The organism is Chromobacterium aquaticum, assembly GCF_021129195.1.
GTDB lineage: Bacteria > Pseudomonadota > Gammaproteobacteria > Burkholderiales > Chromobacteriaceae > Chromobacterium > Chromobacterium aquaticum.
In genome coordinates this window covers 1-19608 of the sequence record NZ_JAJOHW010000140.1, presented here as the reverse complement: position 1 = coordinate 19608, position 19608 = coordinate 1, and the positions used below count along the sequence as shown (strand labels likewise).

The window sequence follows — 19608 nt, the reverse complement described above, 5'->3', positions numbered from 1 at the left end:
GTGTCGCCGCCGACCACGTCCACGCCGTAGCGCTCGGCCAGTTCGAAAAAACCTTGGGCGAAGCCGGCGATCCAGGCCTCGTCCGCCGCCGGCAGCGCCAGCGACAGCACCACCCAGCGCGGCGCGGCGCCCATGGCCGCCATGTCGGACAAGTTCACCGCCAGCGTCTTGTGGCCCAAAGCCCGCGGCGCGACGTCGGCGAAGAAATGCCGGCCTTGCACCAGCATGTCCACCGACACATGCAGATCGCAGTCCGCCGCCGGCCGCAGGATGGCGGCGTCGTCGCCCACGCCCAACACCGCGCGCTGCGCCGGGCGGGCGAAATAACGGCGGATCAGTTCAAATTCATTCATTGCGGTCTTTCTGCGCGTCCGATGCAAAAACACCCGCTGCCGCGGGTGTGTTTTAACCAGATAGCGCGTCTGCTGCGCTGCCTCAGTTCTGGCGACGGGCCTTCTGCGACGCCACTTCGTCGGCGCGGACTTCGGCAGCCAGCTTGTCCAGCACGCCGTTGACGAATTTATGGCCGTCGGTGCCGCCGAAGGTCTTGGTGATCTCGATGGCTTCATTGATGATCACCGGATACGGGGTTTCCGGATGCTGGGTCAGTTCCAGCGCGGCCATCAGCAGCACCGCGCGCTCCACCGGGCTGACTTCGTCCTCGGCGCGTTCGTAATAGTGGCCGATCTGCTTGGACAGCGCGCCCACGTCCTTCAGCACGCCGTACAGGATTTCGCGGAACAAGGCTTCATCGGCCTTGGCGAAGTATTCGTTCTCGCGCAGATGCTTTTCGATCAGGGAGGCCGGACGATCCGGGTTCAGCTCCCACTCATAAATGCCCTGAATGGCAAATTCGCGAGCGCGGCGGCGGGCGGTTTTCATAGCGGTATTCCTTGTAAAGAGCGGTGAGCCGGGCAAGCCCGGCTCCGGTATCTTGGCGGGAGCCGATCAGCCGCGCAAAATGCGCTTGCGCAGATTCGCCATCTCCACCGCGACGCGAGCGGCGTCGCCGCCCTTCTCCAGCATGCGCACTTCGGCCTGCTCATCGGTTTCGGTGGTCAGAATCGCGTTGGCGATCGGGATGTCGAAGTCCAGGCCGACCCGGGTCACGCCCGCGCCGGATTCATTCGACACCAGTTCGAAATGGTAGGTTTCGCCGCGGATCACCGCTCCCAGCGCCACCAAGGCGTCGAAGCGGCCGCTCTTGGCCATGGTCTGCAATACCAGCGGCGCTTCCAGCGCGCCCGGCACCGTGGCCAGGGTCACGTCTTGAGCGTCCACGCCCAGCCGGGCCAGCTCGCCCAGGCAGGCGTCGCGCAGGCCTTCGCAAACCGGGGTGTTGAAACGCGCCATCACAATACCGATTTTCAGGCCCTTGCCCGTCAGATCGGGTTCTATACGCTGGATAGCTTGAAGCATCTTGTTCCTCGCGGCGGAATCACTACGGAAAACCGGAGATTGTACCTCAATCCCCGGGGCTTAGCCATGGCGCGGCCGGTCATTCCACGTCGACGTGGAAGGCGCCCGGCTGGCAGAAGCCGGTGACTTCCAGGTCGAAACCGGTCATGGATGGCAGGCTGACCGGGGAGGTCATCAGCTTCATCTTGCCGACGCCCAGCGCCTTGAGCATTTGCGCGCCGATGCCGAAGGTCTTGCTGTCCCAGCGCTGCTTCTGTTGCTCCAGGCCCAGCGCGCGCTGCGCCAGCGCCTCGCCGGTTTCGTCGCGATACAGCAGCACCACCACGCCGTGACCGGCCTCCTCTATCATTTCCAGCGCATTGGGCACGGTCCAGGAATGCTGGCTGCACAAGGGCGCCAGCACGTCGATCACCGACAAGGGCTCATGCACCCGCACCAGGGTTTCGCGCTGAGCCTGGATCTCGCCCTTGACCAGGGCCAGGTGGGTGGCGCCGGTAGTGATGTCGCGGAACACATGCAGCGCGAAGGAGCCGAACGGGGTTTCCACCGGACGCTGGCCCACTTTTTCCACCAGCGACTCGGTACGGCTGCGGTATTGGATCAGATCGGCGATGGTGCCCACTTTCAGATCGTGCTCGCGCGCGAATGCCTGCAGCTCCGGCAAGCGCGCCATGGTGCCATCGTCGTTCATGATCTCGCAGATCACGCCGGCCGGCTCCAGTCCGGCCAGCATCGCCAGGTCGCAACCGGCCTCGGTATGGCCGGCGCGGATCAGCACACCGCCCTTTTGCGCCTTCAGCGGGAAGATGTGACCCGGCTGCACCAGGTCCGCCGGCTTGGCCAGCCGCGCCACCGCCGCTTGCACGGTGCGGGCGCGATCCGCCGCGGAAATGCCGGTGGTCACGCCGGTGGCTGCTTCGATGGAGACGGTGAAGTTGGTGCTGTACGGGGTGCCGTTATTGCTGACCATCAGCGGCAGGTTCAACTGCTGGCAGCGCTCTTCGGTCAGCGTCAGGCAGATCAAGCCGCGGCCGTGCTTGGCCATGAAGTTGATCGCCTCCGGGGTGACGAACTCCGCCGCCATCACCAGATCGCCTTCGTTCTCGCGGTCCTCGGCATCCACCAGCACCACCATCTTGCCGGCCTTGATGTCGGCGATAATGTCCTGAATCGGGGAAATAGCCATTCCATTTTCCTTCGTAAGCACTTGTTTTTAGCGCGGGCCGGCGCCCGCGGTGAATTCGCTATCAGCCGGGCAACAGGTCCAGGCTGACATAATCTCCATGGCGATGGATGCCGCCGTCGCGCAGGCTCAGCGGCCGCGCGAACAAGGGTCCGGCCGTCGCCAGGGTATGAAACTCGCCGGCTTCGGCGCAGGGGTCCAACCCCGCCGCCAGCATCCGCTCCACCACTTCGTGGCTCAACTCGCAGCCCAGCCATTGCGCGTCCGCCAGCCGGGTGTTCACCACCACGATGCGGGCGCTGAAGCCGGCATCGATGAATTCTCGCACCAATTGGGCGCGCGGCTGCTGCCACAAGGGCAGCCAGGCTTGCACGCCGGCGGCGGCGCAGACTTTTTCCTCCCACTCGCGGTGGGCGTCCAGGTCGATGTCGCCGAACACCACGGCCTCGCAGCCGTCGGCGCGCGCCTCGCCAAGCCGGGCGATGAACTCGGCTTCATAGCCGTCCCAGCTCGCGCGTCCCACGCGCAAGGGCAGGCCCAGGGCCGCCGCCTGCAAAGCCAGCACTTCCGGCCGCACGCCGTGCGAACGCGAGCGCTGGCCGTGTTCGTCCATCATGGTCAGCAAGCCCTGCGGGCTGGCGCCGGCGCTCACCGCGCGCCACAGCGCCAGACAGGAATCCTTGCCGCCGCTCCAGGAGGCCAGCACGCGCCGGCCGGCCATGCTCACGCCGCGGTCCCGCGCTGGGCCAGCACCCGTTCCACCGTTTCCACGATGGCCTGGGTCTGCGGATCGACTTCGATATTGATCAGATCGCCCACCTTGCGCGACTTGATGATGGTGCGCTCCAGCGTTTCCGGAATCAGGTGCACGCAGAAACGGTTGTCCGCCACCTCGCCTATGGTCAGGCTGATGCCGTCTATACCGATATAGCCCTTGGTGAACACGAATTTGCCGTATTCGGACGGCAGTTCGAACCAGACGCTGCGATTGTCGGGCTGGTCGATGACCTTGAGCACCTTGGCCAGGCAGATGATGTGGCCGGACATCGCATGGCCGCCGATTTCGTCGCCGAAACGCGCGGCGCGCTCGATATTGACGCGGTCGCCCACTTGCAGCAGGCCCAGATTGGTGACGCGCAGGGTTTCGCGCATCAGGTCGAAGGAAACTTGATCGCCGTTGATGGCGGTGACGGTGAGGCAGCAGCCGTTATGAGCCACCGAGGCGCCCAGCTCCAGGCCGGGCAGCAAGGCCGCCGGCAGGCGCAGCGTATGAGTACGGAAGTCCTGCTTCTCCGTGATGGCGACCACTTCCGCCATGCCTTGGACAATACCGGTGAACACGAAGGCGCTCCTTTGCTAGGGATTCGGAGCGCCATTGTAACGCAAGGAGGGGCGCGCGGCCCCTCCTGGTCTCAAATCGGACTCAAGCCTTTCCCAGCAATCAGAAGCGCCAGGACACGCTGGTGCGTATCGCCCGCCCCATGCCCTCGGCACCCTCGGTCAGGTAGGGGATGTATTGGGTGTTGAACAGATTGTCCACCGCCAGCCGCGCCTCCAGGCCCTTGAGCCGGCCCTGCGGCTGCCAGCCCAGGAACAGGCCATACAGCGAGTAGCCATGCTGCGCCGGATAAGCGAAGGCATTATCGTGCAACACCCGGTCCTGCTTGCGCACGAACTTGCCCTGCCCGCTCAAGGACAGACCGAGCTTGTTCCAGCGATAACCCAGATTCACCATCGCCTTGCGCGGCGGGATATTGGTGATCGGCTCATCCTTGCCCCACGGATCCAGCAGGCTGTGATTACGATCCCCCTTGGTGGATGACAAGGACAGGCTGCCGAACCAGCCGCCGACCTGATAACGCCCCTCCAATTCGAAGCCCTGGATCACGTAGCCGGGCATGTTGCGGTAAAGACCCGCCCCTGGCGGCAGCGGCCAGCCCGGCCCGTCGCCACGGTTTTTCCCCAAGCGCTGAGCGATATCGCTCTTGACGATTTGGCGATACCAGGTCAGCGCCGCCGACAGATTGTCTCCAGACCTCAGCACATTGCCGCGCTCGTATTCCAGGCCCAGCTTGAACGCATTCAGCGTTTCCGGCCGTAGTTGGCGGCTGCTGGCGGTGGTGCTACCCAAAGTCTGGGTATCGTAGACCTCGTCCACGCCCGGCGCGCGCCAGGTGCGACTGTAAGCGGTGTCCAGCGTCCAGCCGGGACGGAAATTCCAGCGTGCGCCCAGCCGCGGCGACCAGCCGGAATAGGCCAGACCGCTGTAGTCATGCCCCTTGGCCGGGTCGTTATACGCGGAAGCCAGGTTTTCCCGCCCCTGTATCCACACATGGTCGTAACGCAGCGAAGGCGTCAGCGTCAGGCCGGCCAGCGGCTGCCATTGATGCACCCAGTAGGCGGAACGCACGGTTTCCTCGCCCGGAGGCTGGTACCGCGGGTTCAGATAGCCGTAGTTATAGGCAGGGTCCTTGCGCTTGTCCGGGCGGTAGAACAGCGCGTCCAGCGTCTTGTGCGCCCAGCTGACGCCCACGGTGACTTCCTGGCTCGCCCAGCCGGAACCGAAGCGGGCGGTGTTGCGCAACTCCAGGCGCCGATCACGCTGAGTCACCCAGCTTTCATTGCCAAATTGCGAGGAAAAGGCATAGATGCTCGCCGTCGGAGGACGGGTGTCGTGCTGGTAGCGGCGCGACTGGGCATAGCTCAATTGCAAGTCCAACCACGGCGAATCGCCGGCAAAGCTCCAGTCCGCGCTCACCGTTTCGTTTTCCTGCTCGCGCCAGACGGATTTGCGCAGCCACGCGCCTTCAAAACCGTATTGCTTGATTTCGCTCTCGCTCGGCGCCGGGATATCGCCGCGCTTGGCCGCCCACGGCGTGCGCCGCTCCTCCTCCTGGCGCGTCCAGCCCAGGCGCAGTCGATGGCCCGCCACCGGACGCCAGGCCAGCTTCAACATACCGCCCTCCAGGTCGTTGCCGGAAAACATCATGCTTGAGCCATCGCCCAGCTTGCCGTTACCGGCGCGCGAACGGGTCATATAGGCCAGGATGTCGGCCTTGCTGCCCGGTCCGCCGGCATAGGCGGCCAGCGACTGACCGAACTGATTGCCGTTGTCCTGATACATCAGCTTGGCGAAACCGCCCACCGACTTGCCCGGCTGCAACAGCTCCGCCACGGTCTTGGTTTCCGCCTTGACCACGGCGCCGAACGCGCCATTGCCGTAGAACGGCGAATGCCCGCCCTTCAGCACCTCCACCGAGCCCAGCAGCTCCGGATCGATGAAGGAGCTACCCTGCTGGTATTTGTCGAAGCCTTGCGGCGCGCCATCCAGCATCACCTGCACATGCTCCACCGACTCGAAGCCCCAGACATTGATGGTCTGACCGCCGGGCCGCGGTGAGCCGCCGGCATTGACGCCGGGCAATGCGTCCAGCACCTCGGCCAGGGAGCGAGCCTGCGGCCGCTCGATCTCCTCGCGGTTCAGCTTATTGCTACCCACCCGCGCCGGCGGCGCGTCGGCGCTGACGTGCACCGTGTCCAGCCTTCCGGCGGCCTCCTCCGCCCAGGCGGCGGGCGTGGCCAGGCAGGCCAGGCTCAAGACCAGGACCTTGGGACGGAAACGCGGCGGATGTTGAACGAGGGAAACAGGATTGGGGCAAGGCAGAGAAAAGCGAGAGCAAGGCATCACGGTTTTGTTTTATTAATGATAATCATTCTCAATATTAACATAAAACTTCCACCTTAAGGCAAGTCCGGTAAAATACCCGGCTTTATTGAATTCCCAACACGCATCCACATGTCCGCCGAACTCGCCAACATCGCCGAAGAAGTGTCGCACCGCCGCACCTTCGCCATCATCTCCCACCCCGACGCCGGTAAAACCACGCTGACCGAGAAGCTGCTGCTGTTCTCCGGCGCGATTCAGATGGCCGGCACCGTCAAGGGCAAGAAAGGCGGCAAGTTCGCCACCTCAGACTGGATGGAAATCGAGAAGCAGCGCGGCATCTCGGTGGCGTCCTCGGTGATGCAGTTCGAATACCGCGACCACACCGTCAACCTGCTGGACACCCCCGGCCACCAGGACTTCTCCGAAGACACCTACCGCGTGCTGACCGCGGTGGACAGCGCGCTGATGGTGATAGACGCCGCCAAGGGCGTGGAAGAACAGACCATCAAGCTGTTGAACGTCTGCCGGCTGCGCGACACTCCCATCGTCACCTTCATGAACAAGTACGACCGCGAAGTGCGCGACAGCCTGGAACTGCTGGACGAAGTGGAGAATGTACTGAAGATACGCTGCGCGCCGATCACCTGGCCCATCGGCATGGGCAAGGCCTTCCGCGGCGTCTACAGCCTGCTGAACGACGAGGTGATCCTGTTCGAGCCGGGCGCGGAAAAGCTGATCACCGATGTGGAAGTGATCAATGGCATAGACAATCCGCGTCTGGATCAACTGTTCCCGCTGGAAATGGAACAGCTGCGCATGGAGATCGAACTGGTCAAGGGCGCGTCCAATGAGTGGAACCTGGAGCAATTCCTGGCCGGCGAACTGACCCCGGTGTTCTTCGGTTCCGCCATCAACAACTTCGGCGTGCGCGAGATCCTGGACGCGCTGATCAACTGGGCGCCGGCGCCGCAGTTGCGCGACGCCACCGTGCGCGAAGTCGCGCCCACCGAGAGCAAGTTTTCCGGCTTCGTGTTCAAGATCCAGGCCAATATGGACCCCAAGCACCGCGACCGCATCGCCTTCCTGCGCGTGTGTTCCGGCAAGTTCGAGCGCGGCATGAAGATGAAGCACCTGCGCCTGAACCGCGACATCGCCGCCTCCAGCGTGGTGACCTTCATGTCGCATGACCGCGAGATCGTGGAAGAAGCGTTCGCCGGCGACATCATCGGCATCCCCAACCACGGCAATATCCAGATCGGCGACAGCTTTTCCGAGGGCGAGGAACTGACCTTCACCGGCATTCCCTTCTTCGCGCCGGAACTGTTCCGCGGCGTGCGCATCAAAAACCCCTTGAAGCTGAAGCAGTTGCAAAAGGGCTTGCAGCAGTTGGGTGAGGAAGGCGCGGTGCAAGTGTTCAAGCCGCATAGCGGCGGCGACCTGATCCTGGGCGCGGTGGGCGTGCTGCAGTTCGAAGTGGTGGCCTCGCGCCTGGCCGCAGAATACGGCGTCGACGCGATGTTCGAATCCGCCAGCATCTGGTCGGCGCGCTGGTTCAGCTGCGACGACCGCAAGAAGCTGGACGAATTCGTCAAGGCGCTGCAAATCAACATCGCCACCGATGCCGGCGGCAACCTCGCCTACCTGGCGCCCAACCGCGTCAATCTGCAACTGACCCAGGAACGCTGGCCGGACATCGTGTTCCACGAAACCAGGGAGCACGCGGTCAAACTCAACGACTGACACTGAAACCGCACCATGGAGCCCAAGGCCACCTTGTTCGACTTGATCAACTATCTACGCGACAACTACTCGCACGAGATCGCGCGCTCGCTGATCCTGGTCGCCACCCTGCTGATCATCCGCCTGGTGGTGGACCGGCTGCTGGCGGCCAATAGCAGCATCGCGATCGAGTCCAAGCGGCGCTGGTCGGTCAACACCCGCAATGTGCTGTTCGTCTCCGGCCTGGCCGGTATCGGCCTGATCTGGGCCAGCGAGCTGCAAACCATCGCGGTGTCGATGCTGGCCTTCGCCGCCGCGCTGATCCTGGCCACCAAGGAGCTGATCATGTGCCTGTCCGGCGGACTGGTGCGCCAGACCTCCAACAGCTACAGCCTGGGCGATCACATCGAGGTGGGCACGGTGCGCGGCCGAGTGGTGGACATCGGCCTGCTGTCCACCACAGTGATGGAAATCGGCCCCAATCACAGCTCGCACCAGATGACCGGGCGGGCGCTGACCTTTCCCAACAGCCTGCTGCTGTCCACGCCGGTGATACGCGAAAACTATATGGGCGATTACGTGATGCACATCGTCAACGTGCCGATGGCCTACACCGTATCGCCCATCCGCGCCGAGCGGCTGCTGATGACGGCGGCGCTGGAATCCTGCCAGCCGCATCTGGAAGTGGCGCGCCAGCACATGGAAGACATGGCCAAGCGCAATCTGGTGGACATTCCGTCGGTGGAACCGCGCATCGCGCTGCAGCCGGTGGACGAAAAACGCTATCAGTTGATCTTGCGCATCGCGATTCCGGCGCGGGACCGGCATCGTATCGAACAGACCATTCTGCACAGCTTCCTGGCGCAGTGCTTCCCGGAACAGGATAGCGCCGCCCTAGCCTGAAGCGACGGGCGTTTCATGCTCAAAAAATTAGAGCAAGAACTCCAAATATGCGTTAGAATGGCGAATCGCGAATGTCATTGAGCAGTCCAAGCGCATCATGAGCAAAAACCGAATCAAAACCTACGACCGCATCATCCAGGAGAGCCTCAAGCTGTTCAACGAACAGGGCGAGCGCAGCATCACCACCAATCACATCGCCGCCCACCTGGGCATCAGCCCCGGCAATCTGTACTACCACTTCCGCAACAAGGAAGAGATCGTCTACCAGATCTTCCTGATGTACCGCGAGTTCATCAATCAGCGCCTGGCGGTGCCGGAAAACCGCGAAATGACGGTGGACGACCTGGTCAACTATCTGGACACCGCCTTCCTGGCGATGTGGCAGTTCCGCTTCATGTTCTATGACCTGCCGGGCATGCTGGCGCGCAATCCGCAGATGCAGTCGGAGTACCACCAATTCGTCAATACCGAGCTGAAGAACATCCTGGCCGAGCACTTCCGCGAATTCATCCGTCTGGGCCTGCTGCAGATGGATGAAGAGGACATCGAGCCGGTCAGCATCAATATCTGGCTGGTGGTGAAGTTCTGGTTCGCCTTCGAGCAGACCGCGCGCCCGAAAGCGCCGATCACCGAGGAATCCGGCCATCGCGGCGTGCTGCAAGTGCTGGCCCTGCTCAAACCCTATGTGCAGGACGAATACATGGGCGCCTTCCGCGCGCTGTGCGAACGCCACAAGGTTTGAGCGCTAGGCGCAGAAAAAAGCAAAGCCGCGTATTCGCGGCTTTTTTCATGCATCGACGCGTCGAAGCAGACTACAGGCTGCGCCCCAAAGCCGCCGCCAAGGGCCGCAACTCCGCCATCAGCGCGGCCAGCCCAAGCGGCGTCAAGGCCTGGTCCGCCTCGCACAAAGCGGTCTCCGGCTGCGGATGCATGTCCAGCAGCAAGCCGTCGGCGCCGGCCGCCAGCGCCGCCTTGGCCAAGGCCGGCACCAGCCAGGCCTTGCCGGCGGCATGGCTGGGATCGACGATCACCGGCAAATGGGTCTCGCGCTTGAGCAAGGGAATCGCGCTGACGTCCAGCGTGGCGCGGTAGGCTGGTTCAAAGCTGCGGATGCCGCGCTCGCAGAACACGATGTTATGGTTGCCGCCGGCGGCGATGTACTCGGCCGCCATCAGCCAGTCTCCCAAGGTCGCGGCGATGCCGCGCTTGAGGATGACCGGCTTGTTCAAGCGCCCCACCTCCTTCAGCAGCTCGACATTCTGCATGCTGCGCGAACCGATCTGGATCACGTCCACGCCCTGCTCCAGGAACACGTCCAGCATGCGCACATCGGCCAGTTCGGACACCACCGGCAGGCCTTCGGCGCGACCGGCGGCGATCAATTGCTCGATGCCTTCGACGCCCAGGCCCTGAAAGCCGTAGGGACTGGGATGCTGCTTGAACACCCCGCCATGCAGCAGGCGGCAACCGGCTTCGCGCGCGGCCCGGGCGGCGGCGGCGACCTGGGCGCCGGACTCCACCGCCGACGGGCCGGCGATCACCTGCCAGGCCGGGCCACCGAAGGCCAGGCCGCGCACCTGCACCACGCTGTCCTGCGGATGGGTTTCCCGCGACACGATGCGGTATTCGCGCACCACCCGCATCGCCCGCTCCACGCCGGGCATGGATTCGAACATCTCCGGCGACAGGCTGCGCTCATCGCCCACCGCGCCGATGATGGTGCGCTCCGCGCCGCGCGATACATGCTCGCTGAGACCCGCGGCGCGAATCTTGTCCACCACCGCCGTCACTTCGCTTTCCGGCGCCAGCCGGTTCATGATGATGATCATCCGCTATCCTGTTCAAAGTCCTTCATCGCCGTCCGCGCCAGCGCCGAGCCAAGCGCCGGCCTATGCGCGGCCAGAATGACGAGCGTTGCGCGCCACGCCGGAAAAAACCGGCAAGCGCATGCGCCAGCCGCCACGGCGCCGAAGCATGCAAGCGTTCGAAAATACGCCCGCGCCAGTAAACGAAACCATTATACAGCCGCACAAACCAGCCCACCCGCATCAGCGCCGGCCGGGTCAGCGTGAACAGCCGCGCCGCCAGCGCGGTACCGCCCAGCTTGGCCAGCAGGATGATCAGCAAGCCCAGCAGCGCGTGGCCACGCCCGATCAGGAATAGCGCCGCCAGCTTCACCGGCAGCAACAAGGCGGCCGGCAGCGCGAACATCGCCAACGCGGCCCATGGCGGCAAATTGGCGATACGCCGCTCCAGCGCCGCCAACGGCGGCCAGGCGGCCAGCCGCCCCAAGGCCGCGGACAGCTCGTCCCACGCGTATTCCTCGAACAGGATGATCAAGGCCGCCAGCAAGGCCAGCGGCCAGGTCAGCGCCCGTTTCAATCGACGCCAGCCCTGCGCCGCCGCTTCTCTCGTCATATCGGCTTCAACGTCGGCTCAGGCCTTGGCCAGGTCCAGCCATTTGGCCACCTCTTGCGGCTGGTAAGCGCGCATCTGCGCCAGCAGCGTGGGCAGGTCTTCGCTGATGTGGAACAAATCCATATTGCCGGGACGGGCGAAGCCCTCGGCCACCGCGTGCTCCATCATCCGGTGCAAGGGCTGGTAATAGCCGGCCGCGTCCAGCAGGCCCACCGGCTTGCCATGCAAGGACAGTTGGCCCCAGGTCAGGATCTCGAACAATTCGTCGAAAGTGCCGAAACCGCCCGGCAAGGCGACGAAGCCGTCGGACAGCTCGGCCATCAACGCCTTGCGCTGATGCATGGTTTCGGTGACATGGATTTCCGTCAGCCCGGTATGCGCCACTTCCTTGGCCTTGAGAAATTCCGGGATCACGCCGATGACCTTGCCGCCGGCCGCCAGCGCCGCATCCGCCGCCACGCCCATCAGCCCCACCTTGCCGGCGCCGTAAACCAGGGTGATGCCCTGCTCGGCCAGCGTGCGGCCAAACTCGCGCGCGGCCGCTTCGTACTCCGGCTTGGCGCCCTTGTTGGAACCGCAAAACAGACAGATCGCTTTCATTCTTGTTTCCCCAAAAAATCAGTTTCAAAAACACAGCGGGCCGCTGCGCGGCCCGCCTGAACCTCATTCCTCGCTACCCACCATGCTTGCCTGACGGCGCGCAGAGACCGTCAACAGTGCTCAGAGCCTGCTCAAAGTCTCGCGAGCGAAAAAGCGGAATGTACAAGTGGTACATGAGCATTTTGAGCTCGTTTTAACGCCGTATCGCTGAAGCGCAGCAGACTTTGAACAGGTTCTCAGAGCACCGCCTGCGGATAGGACCCCAGCACCTTGACGAAGGACGTGCACTCGGCCAAGCCGGCCAGCGCCTGCCGCACATTGGCGTCGTCGCGATGTCCTTCCATATCGATGAAGAACACGTAGTCCCACAGCCCGGCGCGCGACGGCCGCGACTCGAACTTGCTCATCGACACCCCGTTGCCGGCGATGGGCGCCAGCAAGTGGTGCACCGCCCCCGGCCGGTTCGGCGCCGACACCACCACCGAGGTCCGGTCCTGGCCGGTGGCGCCCACATCCTGCAAGCCCAGCACCAGGAAACGGGTGGTGTTGTTCGGCTCGTCCTCGATATTGGACGCCAGCTTCAACAAGGCATAGCGCTCGGCCGCGGCCTGGCCAGCGATCGCCGCAGCGCCCTCGTCCTCGGCCGCCAGCCGCGCCGCCTCGGCATTGCTGGCCACCGACACCCGCTCCACCGCTTCCGGCAAATTCTTGTTCAGCCATTCGTGGCACTGCGCCAGCGCCTGCGCATGCGCGTACACGCGGCGGATGCCGTCCATGCCTTCGGTTTTGCGCAGCAGATGGTGATGAATGCGCAGCACCACTTCGCCGCAGATCTTCAAGGGGCTGGTCACCATCAGGTCCAGCGTGCGGCCCACCGCGCCTTCGGTGGAGTTTTCCACCGGCGCCACCACGTAATCCAGGCCGCGCGACTCCACCAGGCGGAAGGCCTCGTCTATCGAGCTACAGGCCACGGTGCGCGCGGCATGGCCGAAGTGCTTGAGCGTGGCCAGCTGGCTGAACGTGCCTTCCGGCCCCAGGTAGGCAATGGACAAGGGCTTTTCCAGCGCCAGGCATTCGGACATCACCTCGCGGAATAGGCGCGCCACCGATTCGCCCGGCAGCGGCCCCGGATTCAGCTCCTTGACGCGGCGCAGCACCTGCGCCTCGCGCTCGGGCCGATAGATGATGCCGCCACCCTTGATCTCGCCGATCTCGCGCGCGTGACTGGCGCGCTGATTCAGCAGATTGAGGATTTCGACATCGATATTGTCGATGGCGTCGCGATGCTGTTTAAGTAGATGTTCCGACACGGCTTCCAGTCTTTCTCTATTGCACACATCCGGTGGAGGCGCGCGCGCCCGGACTCGGGCGCTCGGTTCTCGAAACGTCCAGTTTCCGCGAGATGCGCAGCGCTCGCAAGCCTTTGCCGCGAGAAAACCCGCTCCGGCTCAAACCTAGCCTTCCGTGATCAGCCAAAACAGGTCCACACCCGGTTGGCCAGGTCGACGACGAAATCGGCGCGCAAATACATGCCGGTCAGCACCGCCAGCAGCGCCGCCGCGCCAGCGGCGAGCAGCACCGACTTCACGCGCTCTCCTTGGCGAAGCTGGCCGACGGCGTTTCCCGCACCGGCAGATTGGCGGCCGCGGCCAGCAGGCCCAGCGCTATCGCCAGCAGCCATACCAGATCGTAATTGCCGCGCAGATCATAGATCACGCCGCCCAGCCACACGCCGAGAAAGCTGCCCAGCTGATGCGAGAAAAACACCGCGCCGGACAACATGCCCAGATGGCGCACGCCAAACATGCCGGCGATCACGCCATTGGTCAGCGGCACCGTGGACAACCACAAAAAGCCCATCGCCGCGGCGAACACCGTCACCGACGCGCCGCTGAGCGGCAACAGCAGGAAGATGGCGATCACCACGCTGCGCGCCAGGTAGATGAAGCTGAGCAGGCCGGGCTTGGACCAGCGGCTGCCCAGCTCGCCGAACGCCATGGTGCCGAAGATATTGAACAGGCCGATCAGCGCCAGCGCCAGGCTGGCGGTATGGCCGCCCAGGCCATGGTCGCGCAGATAGGCCGGCAGGTGCACGCCGATGAACACCACCTGGAAACCGCAGACGAAATAACCGGCCATCAGCAGGCGGAAGCCACGCTCGCTCCAGGCGGTGGCGAATGTGGCCGCCATGCCGCGCAGCAGATGCGTGGCCGCGGCCGGCGGCGCCTGCCGGTCCTCGCGCGCCAGCCAGCGGGACAAGGGCAGCATCAAGGCCGCGCAGCCGGCCAGGATCAGCAGCGCCGGCAGCCAGCCCAGGCCATCGATCAGCCCCTGTTCCACCGGAATCATCGCGAACTGGCCGAAGGAACCGGCCGCCGCGACGATGCCCATCGCGCGCGAACGGTAGGCCGGCGGCACATTGCGCGCCACCACGCCGAAAATCACGCTATAGGTGACACAGGACAAGGCCAGGCCGAGCAGCAGGCCGGCGGACAGCGAAAACAGCAGCGGCGTGCCGGACACCGTCATCAGGCCCAGGCCGGCGACGTATAGCAGCGCGCCGCCCAGCAACACCTTGCCGGAGCCGTGCCTATCCGCCAGTGCGCCGGCGAATGGCTGGGCCAGGCCCCACACCAGGTTCTGCAAGCCCAGCGCCAGCGCAAAGGCCTCCCGGCTCCAGCCGAAGGCCTGGGTCATCGGCGGCATGAAAAAACCGAAGCCATGGCGTATGCCCATGGCCAGCGACACGATCAGACCGCCAGCCAGCAGCAGGCGTTTGATGGAATCGTTCATTGACTGTCTCCATGCGAAACCACAGCGGCGAGGCAGTGGTGATCAGTTGTGATCATAGGGCAAAACCAGGGCGGCAAAAACAAAACCGGCCAGCGCTGGCGCTGGCCGGGTATCGTCTCGAACCGCTGGTCGACGAGGCTTAACGCGCGGGCACCGCCGCCAGCACCGCCTTCAGCAAATGCCAGGCCTTGCCCACCGATTCCACTTCCACGCGTTCGCCCGGCGCATGCGCGCCGCGGATGTTCGGGCCGAAGGACACCATGTCCATGCCCGGGTACTTGGAACCCAGGATGCCGCATTCCAGGCCGGCGTGGATCACCTGCACCTGGGCCTCGCCGCCGAATTCCTTGGCATAGACCTGCTGGAACAAGGCCAGCAGCTTGGATTGCGGATTCGGCGCCCAGCCCGGATAGCCGCCTTCCATGCCCACCTGGCAACCGGCCAGCAGGAACAGGCTTTCCACCTCGCGCGCCAGCATCCAGGTGCCGGAATCCAGCAAGGAACGCACCATCAGATTGGCGAACAGCTTGCCCTGCTCCAGCACCACCACGCCCAGATTGTTGGAGGTTTCCACCACGCCCTCGACGCGCTGGCTCATGCGCTTGACGCCATGCGGCGCCGCGTGCAGCGCGGCGAAGATCGCGCTCTGGTCGGCGCGCGCCAGCACGCTGCCCAACGCGATCTGTTCCTGCACCACGGTGACGCCCTCATCGACGCCGGCCAGTTCGAAACGCAGCAGGCTCTGGAACGCGTCCAGCTTGGCCGCCACCTTGGCCGCGTCGGCGGCCGGGAAGGCCACGGCGGCGAAAGCCTCGCGCGACAAGGCATTGCGCGCGGTGCCGCCCTTGAAGGAGGACACGCGCAGATCGGTTTCCGCTTCCAGTTCGCGGATCAGGCGAATCAGGATCTTGTTGGCGTTGCCGCGGCCCAGATGAATGTCGGCGCCGGAATGACCGCCGCGCAGGCCCTTGATCACCAGGCTGGCGGCCTGGTAGCCGGCCGGCAGCGCTTCGCTCGCGTAAGCGCGGCTGACATTGACGTCGACGCCGCCGGCGCAGCCCATGTAGAACTCGCCCCACTCCTCGGTATCGATATTGATCAGGTACTGGCCCTGCAGCAGGCCGGTGCCCAGGCCCAGCGCGCCACCCATGCCGGCTTCCTCGTCCAGGGTCAGCAGCACCTCGATCGGGCCGTGCGGCACCTCCTCGCTATTGAGCACCGCCATGCCCAGCGCCACGCCTATGCCGTTGTCCGCGCCCAGGGTGGTGTTTTCCGCCACCAGCCAGCCGTCTTGCAGCACCGGACGGATAGGATCCTTGAAAAAGTCGTGCTCGGTGCCGGCATTGGCCTGGCACACCATGTCCAGATGGCCCTGCAACACCACGCCGACACGGTTTTCATAGCCCGCTGTCGCCGGCTTGCGGATGATCAGGTTGCCGACCTCGTCCACCACGGTGCTCAGGCCGCGCAGTTCCGCCCAGCCTTTCAGATAGTCGCGCAGCTGCTGTTCATGCTTGGACGGACGCGGGATTTCGCACAGGGTCTGGAAATGTTCCCAGACGACTTTTGGTTCCAGTTCTGCAATTTGGGTCACGGAGATTCCTCTAAATCATCGATTCGCCATGGCGGCCACTGCCATGGCCCAACGCGCCGCGCAAAAGCGGCAACGCGGAAATTCAGACTGTCGACTTTATCACGGTCGCATGCGCGGCGTCATGTGGGAAACTCATGCCAAAAGCGTCTAATGCGCTGAATCGCTTGACCGAAGTCATGCGCCGGTCACGGGGCGTCGCCATGCTATTTGCCAGCTGTAACAAAGCCGCTATCCTCCGACACTGGAAAGTCGCCCCCCGTCTGTTCGCCACCGCCTGCTCCAAGGCCCGCGAGCCGGGGCGAGACAAGGCAAAACGGTGAAGCAAGCGGCTTTGGACTAATGGCGCATCCGCATGGAAAAATCGCTCTCGCCGCACAAAGTCTCACCCTGCCTAGCAGACTTTGGACAGCATCTAAAGAAAGGCCCGCCATGCACCGCTACCCCGATCAAGACATCGCCGCCATTTACCGGGTGATAGAGCAGCGCCGCGACATGCGCCACTTCCTGCCGGACCCGGTGGACCCGGCGCTGCTGCGGCGCCTGCTCGAAGCCGCTCATCACGCGCCCAGCGTCGGCTATATGCAGCCGTGGCGCTTCATCCGCATCGTCGACCGCGACTTGCGCGAGAACATCGGCAAACTGGTGGACGCGGAGCGGCTGCGCACCGCCGAGCAATTGGGCGAGCGCCAGGCCGAGTTCCTGCGCCTGAAGGTGGAAGGCATCCGCGACTGCGGCGAGGTGCTGGTGGCCGCCCTGATGGACGGCCGCGAGCGCCATGTATTCGGCCGCCGCACCCTGCCGGAAATGGACCTGGCCTCGGTGGCCTGCGCCATCCAGAACCTGTGGCTGGCGGCGCGCGCCGAAGGACTGGGCCTGGGCTGGGTGTCCTTGTTCGACCCGGCCGCGCTGGCCGCGTTGCTGGGCATGCCGGAAGGCGCCAAGCCCATCGCCGTGCTGTGCCTCGGCCATGTCGCCGAGTTCTACCCCCAACCCATGCTGGAACAGGAAAAATGGGCCAGCCGCCAACCACTGGAGCAATTGGTGTTCGAGGACCGCTGGCGCGACCATTGAGCTGCCGGCCGGCGCCATGCTAGCCTGCGGGAATGGAACACGCCCTGTACCACTTTCTCGAGCGGCACCAGATCCGCCATCAACGCTTCGATCACCCGCCGGTCTACACCTGCGAAGAGGCCGCGCGCCTGACGCCAGGCCTGCCCGGCGCGGAATGCAAGAACCTGTTTCTATGCGATGCCAAGGGCCGCCAGCACGTGCTGCTGGCGGTGCCCGCCGCCGCCGGCGTCGACATCAAGGCCCTGGGCGAGCTGCTGGAGCTCAAAGGCCTGCGCTTCGCCTCGCCGGAACGCCTGCAACGCTATCTGGGCCTGACGCCGGGCGCGGTGACGCTGCTGGCCGCGCTCAATGACAGCGAGCGCCAGGTCGCCGTGGTGATTGACCAGGAGCTGAGCCGTCAGCACGCCATCCTCTGTCACCCGCTGGTGAATACCAGCACGCTGGCGCTGCCGATGGAAGAACTGCTGCGCTTCCTGGACTTGACCGGCCATGCGCCGCGCCTCGTCGCGGTGCCGCGCCGCCAAGCCCCCTCGGACCCGCTCTAGCCGGAACGGCGCCACGGCTTGTCAAGGCCACGGCAATTCCTGCATGATGGTCGTTTCTTTCGCTTCGCCTGGATCGCAGACTCAAGCATGTCAGACATACTCAACACCATCATCGCCACCAAGCGCGAGGAAATCGCCGCCGCCTTGCGTCAGCAGCCGCTGAGCGCGGTGCGCGCCGCCGCGGAACAAGGCAGCGGCGACCGCCGCGATTTCGTCGCCGCGCTGCGCGCCAAACACGCGCTGGGCCAGGCCGCGGTGATCGCCGAGATCAAGAAGGCCAGTCCGAGCAAGGGCGTGATCCGCGAGGACTTCCGTCCGGCCGAGATCGCCGCCAGCTATGCAGAGCACGGCGCCGCCTGCCTGTCGGTGCTGACCGACCGCCAGTATTTCCAGGGCGACGCCGCCTATCTGCAGGCCGCCCGCGCCGCCTGCCGGCTGCCGGTGCTGCGCAAGGATTTCATTGTCGACCCCTACCAGGTATACGAAGCCCGCGCGATGGGGGCCGACTGCATCCTGCTGATCGCCGCCGCGCTGGAGCTGCCGCTGATGCGCGAGCTGGAAGCGCTGGCGATGGAACTGGGCATGGCGGTGCTGGCCGAGGTGCACGACGCCGAGGAACTGGAACAGGCGCTGCAACTGCGCACCGAGCTGATCGGCGTCAACAACCGCAATCTGCGCAGCTTCGAGGTCAGCCTGGCCACCACGCTGAAGCTGCTGCCACAAATCGAGAACGGCCGCATCGCCATCACCGAAAGCGGCATCGCCACCATCGACGACGTGCGGCTGATGCGCAGCCACGAGGTGCACACCTTCCTGGTGGGCGAAGCCTTCATGCGCGAAAAAGAACCGGGAGAAGGACTCTCCCGGCTGTTTCAGAACCAAGAACACCACTAAACGGTCGGCTATTGCGGCGGGATGAACGCCTCCAGCCGCAATTGCTCCCGCGCATTGAAGCGCCTGGCGCGCAAGTCGGCCAGCGCCTGATCCCGCCGCGCGGCGTCCAGGCCGGGCGTGGCCTGCACGCGCTGCGCGTCCCGCCGGTAAGCATCGACGCGTGACTGCCACTGCGCCTGCTCGCGGTCCAGTTGCGACAAGCGATCGGCGGCGGCCTGGCCCACCATGCCGGCGCGCAAGGCGTACAGTTCCTGCTCGCCGCCGCCCTGCTTCTTCAGCGCCTCTTCCGCCTCGGCCAAAGCCAGGTGCTTGATCGGCTCTTGGCGCGCCGCGCGCAATTCGGCCGGCAAGCCGGCTTCCAGCGCCTTCAGTTGCGCCGCCCGCTGCGCGGCGCTCAGGCCTGCGTCGGCCATGATGCGCAAGCGCTTGACGGTGAAATCGTCGTAGACGTCTTCGCTGCCGAACAGGCCGGTCACCTCTTGGGCGGAGAGGAATTGCAGACGCAGCGCTCTCATCCGCTGCAAACCCTCGGCCGCGCTTCCCCCCGCCAGCTTGGTCTCGCTCAAGGCCCGCCGGTAGGCGACGTAGCGGTCGAACAATTCCAAGGCCTGCCGCAGGGCCGCGCCGCTCAGCTGAGACTGCAACGCTTGTTGCACCGCCTTGCGCACCGCGGATAAATCCCGCTCCCCCAGCGCCGCCAGTTGGTAGTCGAACAAGCGCCGCAGCTCGGCATCCACCCGCAAGGCGCCGCCCGCCTCCACGCCGGCCCGGCCATCGGCCTGGGTGCCGCGCTGCGATGGCG

20 protein-coding genes are annotated in these 19608 nt (G+C 64.8%); 6 read left to right on the top strand and 14 right to left on the bottom strand.

Features of this window, described 5'->3' with window-relative positions:
* The 7 genes from LQT98_RS19960 to LQT98_RS19930 form a co-directional block, all read right to left on the bottom strand.
* A partial coding sequence (locus LQT98_RS19960; RefSeq protein WP_231464585.1) for an AIR synthase related protein occupies window positions 1-353 on the bottom strand: 353 nt, incomplete at its 3' end.
* Between the two features lie 82 nt (window positions 354-435).
* A complete protein-coding gene (gene nusB, locus LQT98_RS19955; protein ID WP_081547192.1) occupies window positions 436-882 on the bottom strand; it encodes a transcription antitermination factor NusB in 447 nt (148 codons plus the stop codon).
* Window positions 883-948: 66 nt separating this feature from the next.
* Window positions 949-1419, bottom strand: a complete 471-nt coding sequence (gene ribH, locus LQT98_RS19950) for a 6,7-dimethyl-8-ribityllumazine synthase (RefSeq protein ID WP_048411519.1) — start codon at window positions 1417-1419, stop codon at window positions 949-951.
* Window positions 1420-1498: 79 nt separating this feature from the next.
* Complete coding sequence (gene ribBA / locus LQT98_RS19945; protein WP_048411518.1) at window positions 1499-2605, bottom strand: bifunctional 3,4-dihydroxy-2-butanone-4-phosphate synthase/GTP cyclohydrolase II; 1107 nt, start codon at window positions 2603-2605, stop codon at window positions 1499-1501.
* Between the two features lie 61 nt (window positions 2606-2666).
* The gene (locus LQT98_RS19940) at window positions 2667-3323 is read right to left on the bottom strand and encodes a Dph6-related ATP pyrophosphatase (RefSeq protein WP_231464588.1); all 657 of its coding nucleotides are present in this window, start codon (window positions 3321-3323) and stop codon (window positions 2667-2669) included.
* Window positions 3324-3325: 2 nt separating this feature from the next.
* Window positions 3326-3943 carry a riboflavin synthase gene (locus LQT98_RS19935; RefSeq protein ID WP_048411516.1) on the bottom strand — a complete coding sequence of 206 codons (618 nt, stop codon included), beginning with the start codon at window positions 3941-3943 and terminating at the stop codon, window positions 3326-3328.
* A gap of 100 nt (window positions 3944-4043) precedes the next feature.
* Window positions 4044-6200, bottom strand: a complete 2157-nt coding sequence (locus LQT98_RS19930; protein ID WP_231464582.1) for a TonB-dependent receptor domain-containing protein — start codon at window positions 6198-6200, stop codon at window positions 4044-4046.
* Between the two features lie 198 nt (window positions 6201-6398).
* Between LQT98_RS19930 and LQT98_RS19925 the strand changes: the two genes are divergently transcribed.
* The 3 genes from LQT98_RS19925 to LQT98_RS19915 all read left to right on the top strand — a co-directional run bounded on the left by LQT98_RS19925 (window position 6399) and on the right by LQT98_RS19915 (window position 9633).
* Window positions 6399-8009, top strand: coding sequence for a peptide chain release factor 3 (locus LQT98_RS19925; RefSeq protein WP_231464580.1), 1611 nt, complete (start codon window positions 6399-6401; stop codon window positions 8007-8009).
* 15 nt (window positions 8010-8024) lie between these two features.
* A complete protein-coding gene (locus LQT98_RS19920) occupies window positions 8025-8891 on the top strand; it encodes a mechanosensitive ion channel domain-containing protein (RefSeq protein ID WP_053074545.1) in 867 nt (288 codons plus the stop codon).
* A gap of 97 nt (window positions 8892-8988) precedes the next feature.
* A complete protein-coding gene (locus LQT98_RS19915; protein WP_048411514.1) occupies window positions 8989-9633 on the top strand; it encodes a TetR/AcrR family transcriptional regulator in 645 nt (214 codons plus the stop codon).
* Between the two features lie 70 nt (window positions 9634-9703).
* Here the strand turns inward: LQT98_RS19915 and aroF are convergent, their stop codons facing one another.
* The 6 genes from aroF to LQT98_RS19885 form a co-directional block, all read right to left on the bottom strand.
* Window positions 9704-10720 (bottom strand): 3-deoxy-7-phosphoheptulonate synthase, encoded by a 1017-nt coding sequence (gene aroF, locus LQT98_RS19910; RefSeq protein ID WP_231464577.1) that lies wholly within the window; start codon window positions 10718-10720, stop codon window positions 9704-9706.
* A gap of 22 nt (window positions 10721-10742) precedes the next feature.
* Complete coding sequence (locus tag LQT98_RS19905; protein ID WP_231464574.1) at window positions 10743-11309, bottom strand: hypothetical protein; 567 nt, start codon at window positions 11307-11309, stop codon at window positions 10743-10745.
* Window positions 11310-11327: 18 nt separating this feature from the next.
* Window positions 11328-11909 carry an LOG family protein gene (locus tag LQT98_RS19900; protein ID WP_231464572.1) on the bottom strand — a complete coding sequence of 194 codons (582 nt, stop codon included), beginning with the start codon at window positions 11907-11909 and terminating at the stop codon, window positions 11328-11330.
* A 236-nt stretch (window positions 11910-12145) separates the two neighbouring features.
* Window positions 12146-13219, bottom strand: a complete 1074-nt coding sequence (pheA, locus tag LQT98_RS19895) for a prephenate dehydratase (protein ID WP_048411510.1) — start codon at window positions 13217-13219, stop codon at window positions 12146-12148.
* Between the two features lie 274 nt (window positions 13220-13493).
* Window positions 13494-14702 (bottom strand): MFS transporter, encoded by a 1209-nt coding sequence (locus LQT98_RS19890; protein WP_231464569.1) that lies wholly within the window; start codon window positions 14700-14702, stop codon window positions 13494-13496.
* Between the two features lie 139 nt (window positions 14703-14841).
* A complete protein-coding gene (locus LQT98_RS19885) occupies window positions 14842-16296 on the bottom strand; it encodes an aminoacyl-histidine dipeptidase (RefSeq protein ID WP_231464566.1) in 1455 nt (484 codons plus the stop codon).
* A 429-nt stretch (window positions 16297-16725) separates the two neighbouring features.
* On the opposite strand from LQT98_RS19885, the gene bluB reads away from it, so the two are divergent.
* The 3 genes from bluB (at window position 16726) to trpC (ending at window position 18806) form a co-directional block, all read left to right on the top strand.
* Window positions 16726-17367: a 5,6-dimethylbenzimidazole synthase gene (gene bluB, locus LQT98_RS19880; RefSeq protein WP_231464563.1), complete on the top strand. Its 642-nt coding sequence runs from the start codon at window positions 16726-16728 to the stop codon at window positions 17365-17367.
* Window positions 17368-17399: 32 nt separating this feature from the next.
* On the top strand, window positions 17400-17912 hold the full coding sequence (locus tag LQT98_RS19875; protein ID WP_231464561.1) for a prolyl-tRNA synthetase associated domain-containing protein: 513 nt from the start codon (window positions 17400-17402) through the stop codon (window positions 17910-17912).
* Window positions 17913-17999: 87 nt separating this feature from the next.
* Window positions 18000-18806, top strand: a complete 807-nt coding sequence (gene trpC, locus LQT98_RS19870) for an indole-3-glycerol phosphate synthase TrpC (protein WP_231464557.1) — start codon at window positions 18000-18002, stop codon at window positions 18804-18806.
* Window positions 18807-18814: 8 nt separating this feature from the next.
* Here trpC and LQT98_RS19865 read toward each other — a convergent pair.
* Window positions 18815-19608 (bottom strand): lipase secretion chaperone (locus tag LQT98_RS19865; protein WP_231464555.1); only part of this gene is annotated, 794 nt, incomplete at its 5' end.

Bases quoted from the DNA above. Each gene is read 5' to 3' on its own strand.
- nusB (WP_081547192.1), bottom strand. From the start codon at position 882: ATGAAAACCGCCCGCCGCCGCGCTCGCGAATTTGCCATTCAGGGCATT.
- ribH (WP_048411519.1), bottom strand. From the start codon at position 1,419: ATGCTTCAAGCTATCCAGCGTATAGAACCCGATCTGACGGGCAAGGGC.
- ribBA (WP_048411518.1), bottom strand. From the start codon at position 2,605: ATGGCTATTTCCCCGATTCAGGACATTATCGCCGACATCAAGGCCGGC.
- LQT98_RS19940 (WP_231464588.1), bottom strand. From the start codon at position 3,323: ATGGCCGGCCGGCGCGTGCTGGCCTCCTGGAGCGGCGGCAAGGATTCC.
- LQT98_RS19925 (WP_231464580.1), top strand. From the start codon at position 6,399: ATGTCCGCCGAACTCGCCAACATCGCCGAAGAAGTGTCGCACCGCCGC.
- LQT98_RS19920 (WP_053074545.1), top strand. From the start codon at position 8,025: ATGGAGCCCAAGGCCACCTTGTTCGACTTGATCAACTATCTACGCGAC.
- LQT98_RS19915 (WP_048411514.1), top strand. From the start codon at position 8,989: ATGAGCAAAAACCGAATCAAAACCTACGACCGCATCATCCAGGAGAGC.
- aroF (WP_231464577.1), bottom strand. From the start codon at position 10,720: ATGATCATCATCATGAACCGGCTGGCGCCGGAAAGCGAAGTGACGGCG.
- LQT98_RS19905 (WP_231464574.1), bottom strand. From the start codon at position 11,309: ATGACGAGAGAAGCGGCGGCGCAGGGCTGGCGTCGATTGAAACGGGCG.
- LQT98_RS19900 (WP_231464572.1), bottom strand. From the start codon at position 11,909: ATGAAAGCGATCTGTCTGTTTTGCGGTTCCAACAAGGGCGCCAAGCCG.
- LQT98_RS19890 (WP_231464569.1), bottom strand. From the start codon at position 14,702: ATGAACGATTCCATCAAACGCCTGCTGCTGGCTGGCGGTCTGATCGTG.
- bluB (WP_231464563.1), top strand. From the start codon at position 16,726: ATGCACCGCTACCCCGATCAAGACATCGCCGCCATTTACCGGGTGATA.
- LQT98_RS19875 (WP_231464561.1), top strand. From the start codon at position 17,400: ATGGAACACGCCCTGTACCACTTTCTCGAGCGGCACCAGATCCGCCAT.
- trpC (WP_231464557.1), top strand. From the start codon at position 18,000: ATGTCAGACATACTCAACACCATCATCGCCACCAAGCGCGAGGAAATC.